Annotated in this window: 3 protein-coding genes and 1 pseudogene; 1 reads left to right on the top strand and 3 read right to left on the bottom strand. The window is 66.7% G+C overall.

Features of this window, described 5'->3' with window-relative positions:
* The 3 genes and pseudogenes from GPA_RS19495 to sufC form a co-directional block, all read right to left on the bottom strand.
* Positions 1-688, bottom strand: a pseudogene (locus GPA_RS19495) (SufB/SufD family protein); the annotation flags it as partial.
* Complete coding sequence (gene sufB / locus GPA_RS13795) at positions 688-2,103, bottom strand: Fe-S cluster assembly protein SufB (RefSeq protein ID WP_015540244.1); 1,416 nt, start codon at positions 2,101-2,103, stop codon at positions 688-690. The pseudogene GPA_RS19495 and the gene sufB, both read right to left, overlap by 1 nt.
* A gap of 9 nt (positions 2,104-2,112) precedes the next feature.
* Positions 2,113-2,880: a Fe-S cluster assembly ATPase SufC gene (gene sufC / locus GPA_RS13790; protein ID WP_015540243.1), complete on the bottom strand. Its 768-nt coding sequence runs from the start codon at positions 2,878-2,880 to the stop codon at positions 2,113-2,115.
* A gap of 127 nt (positions 2,881-3,007) precedes the next feature.
* Between sufC and GPA_RS13785 the strand changes: the two genes are divergently transcribed.
* Positions 3,008-3,178: RrF2 family transcriptional regulator (locus GPA_RS13785; protein WP_041240590.1), on the top strand; the 171-nt coding region annotated here is incomplete at its 3' end.

Below are 3,178 nucleotides of genomic sequence, written 5' to 3'. Positions count from 1 at the left end.
CGCGCACCGTGGCGCACGTGCGCTCGCCGGGGCGCGTGGCCAGCACGATGGGCTCGCCTGCCGCGAACTCGAGGTACTCCCGCGCCTCGTCTCCCATCCCGGAAGCGAACACGTCGGCGGGGGCGAGGTAGCGGGCCTCGAGGGCCTGCTGCTGGTAGAAGGAGAGGGCGGGCTCCTCCAATGCTGCAGCCTCTCCCTCCATGGCTGTCGTCCCATCCTCCATGGCTGCAGGGGGAGCTGCCGGGTCGTCAACCTGGTGCGCAGCCGAGCCCCCCGACTCCATGGCTGCAGAGAGACTCGCCGGGTCGTCAACCTGGTGCGCAGCCGATGTCGGGACGCTCGCGGGTTCAACGGGGGAGAGCCCCTGGTCGGCCGCGCATGCGACAGGTTGATCCCGAAGCCCCTGCGCGGCCATAGGAAGGTGATCGGCCGCGCGCATGGCAGGTTGCTCCCCGAGATCGCCAGCGGCCGCAGAGGGGGTGGCGGCCACGGGAAAGGAATCGGCCATGGAGAGGAGCGCGGCGTCGAACGCCCCTTCATCTCCCAGCAGCCCTTCGGCGCACTGCACTTCCACCTGGCGCGCGAATGCAAGGTCGTCCGGCAGCTCGATATCGACGTCGTTCACTCCCAACCGGTGCCACGTGGGGGCGGGCATCGCGTTCGCGTGTTCTATCATGAGGGTTCCCATTATCCGATGGCCCCTTCCATTTCAAGCTTGATCAGGTTGTTCATTTCCACGGCGTACTCGAGCGGAAGCTCCTTCGACACCGGGTCGGCAAATCCGTTCACGATCATCGTGCGCGCCTCCTCTTCGGACACGCCCCGGCTCATCAGGTAGAACACCTTGTCGTCGCCGATGCGCCCGATGGTGGCCTCGTGGCCGATGTCCACGTGCTTGCAACGGATGTCCATGGCGGGGATGGTGTCCGAACGGCTGAGGTCGTCCAGCATGAGCGACTGGCACGACACGCTTGCGGCCGAGCCCGACGCGCGCTCGGTGGCCACGATGGACGAGCGGAACGTGGACGTGCCGCCGCCCTTCGAGATGGACTTCGTCTCCACGGTGGCCGACGTGTCGGGCGCGGCCAGCACCACTTTGCAGCCGGTGTCGAGGTTCTGCCCCGCACCCGCGAACGTGATGCCCGTGAAGCTGGACGCGGCCTGCCTGCCGGCCAGGATGGACATGGGGTAGAGATAGCCCACGTGGCTGCCGAACGACCCGCTGATCCACTCGACGGCGCCGCCTTCCTCCACGCGGGCGCGCTTCGTATTGAGGTTGTACATGTTCTTGGACCAGTTCTCGATCGTGGAATAGCGCAAGGAAGCGCGCTTGCCCACGAACAGCTCCACCGCGCCGGCGTGCAGGTTCGCCACGTTGTACTTCGGCGCCGAGCACCCCTCGATGAAGTGCAGGCTGGCGTCGTCCTCCACGATGATCAGCGTGTGCTCGAACTGCCCAGCGCCCTTCGCGTTCAGGCGGAAGTAGCTTTGCAGCGGGAAGTCGAGCTTGACGCCCTTCGGCACGTAGACGAACGAGCCGCCGCTCCACACCGCGCCGTGCAGCGCGGCGAACTTGTGGTCGTCGGGCGGAACGAGCGTCATGAACTTCTCACGGATGAGCGGCTCCCACTCGGGATCGCGCAAGGCTTCTTCGATGCCCGAGTAAACGATGCCCATATCCGATGCCGTCTTCTGCATGCTGTGGTACACGAGCTCCGAGTCGTACTGCGCGCCGACGCCGGCCAGGTAGGCGCGCTCGGCCTCGGGGATGCCCAGGCGGTCGAACGTGTTCTTCACGTCGTCGGGCAGGCTGTCCCAGTCGCTCGCCTGTTCGGCGTTCGGCTTCACGTACGTCACGATGTGGTCCATGTCGAGGCCCTCGAGGCCGGGGCCCCAGTCGGGCGGCAGCATGCGCTGGTACGTGTCGAGCGCCTTCAGGCGGAAGTCGAGCATCCAGGCCGGCTCGTCCTTCTTCGCCGAGATCTCGCGGACGATGTCGGGCGTGAGCCCTGCGTCGAGGTAGCGCGCGGGGTCGGTCGCGTCATGCACGTCGTACAGCGTGCGGTCGACGTCTTCTACGTAGGTGCGGTTTTCTGCTGGCATGCGGACCTCCTAGCGCTCGATCTGCTCGAACTGCTCGAAGCCCTCTTCGTCGATGCGGTCGATGAGCGACGCGTCGCCTTCGGCCACGATGCGCCCGCGCACCATGACGTGCACGCGGTCGACGTCGAGGTGCTCGAGGATGCGCGTGTTGTGGGTGATCACCACCAGCGCGCCGCCCGTCGTGCGGCGGTACGCGTCGATGCCGCGCGACACCACGCCGAGCGCGTCCACGTCGAGGCCCGAGTCCGTCTCGTCGAGGATGGCCAGCTTCGGCTCGAGCAGCAGCAGCTGCAGCATCTCGAGCTTCTTCTTCTCGCCGCCCGAGAAGCCCACGCCCAGCTCGCGGTCGAGGTAGGCCGGATCCATGTCCAGCTCGTCGGCCAGCGCGCGCACGTGCTTGCGGAACTGCTTGCCCTTGAGCTCGCCGGCGCCCTCGCGGCCCGCCACCGTGGCGCGCAGGAAGCTGGACAGCGGCACGCCGGGGATTTCCACCGGTGCCTGGAAGCTGAGGAAGAGCCCTGCGCGCGAGCGCTTGTCGGGGGAGAGCTCGGTGATGTCCTGGCCGTCGAACTCGATGGAACCGCCGTCGATCGTGTAGGCGCCGTCGCCCATGACGACGTGGCCGAGCGTGGACTTGCCCGCGCCGTTCGGGCCCATGATGGCGTGGGTCTCGGCTGCGCCCACGTCGAGGTCGATGTCGTGCAGGATGGGGGTCTCGTCCGCCGAGGCCGAAAGCCCGCGGAGGGAGAGGAGGGGCGTGCTCGTCTGGGATGCCATGTTCGCGTGCCTTTCAATAATCCTATAAGTTTGCTAGGATTAAGATACGAGGAACACGCGGAATGTCAAGACATAATCCTACTTGTTTGATAGAATTTACGAAAAGCGGCGGGGAAAGGACGGAAGGATGCTCGTATCGACGAAGGGACGCTATGCGCTCCGGCTCATGGTGTGCGTGGCGCGCGCCGGCGCGGAGGGCAAGGTGGCCCTGCGTGAGGTGTCGGAGCGCGAGGACATCTCCCTCAAGTACCTCGAGCAGCTGGCGCGCCCGCTCGTGCAGGCGGGCCTGCTGCGCAGC

This window comes from Gordonibacter pamelaeae 7-10-1-b (assembly GCF_000210055.1).
GTDB classification, from domain to species: domain Bacteria; phylum Actinomycetota; class Coriobacteriia; order Coriobacteriales; family Eggerthellaceae; genus Gordonibacter; species Gordonibacter pamelaeae.
The sequence above is the reverse complement of the archived record's forward strand: the minus strand, read 5'-3'. Positions and strand labels throughout refer to the sequence as shown.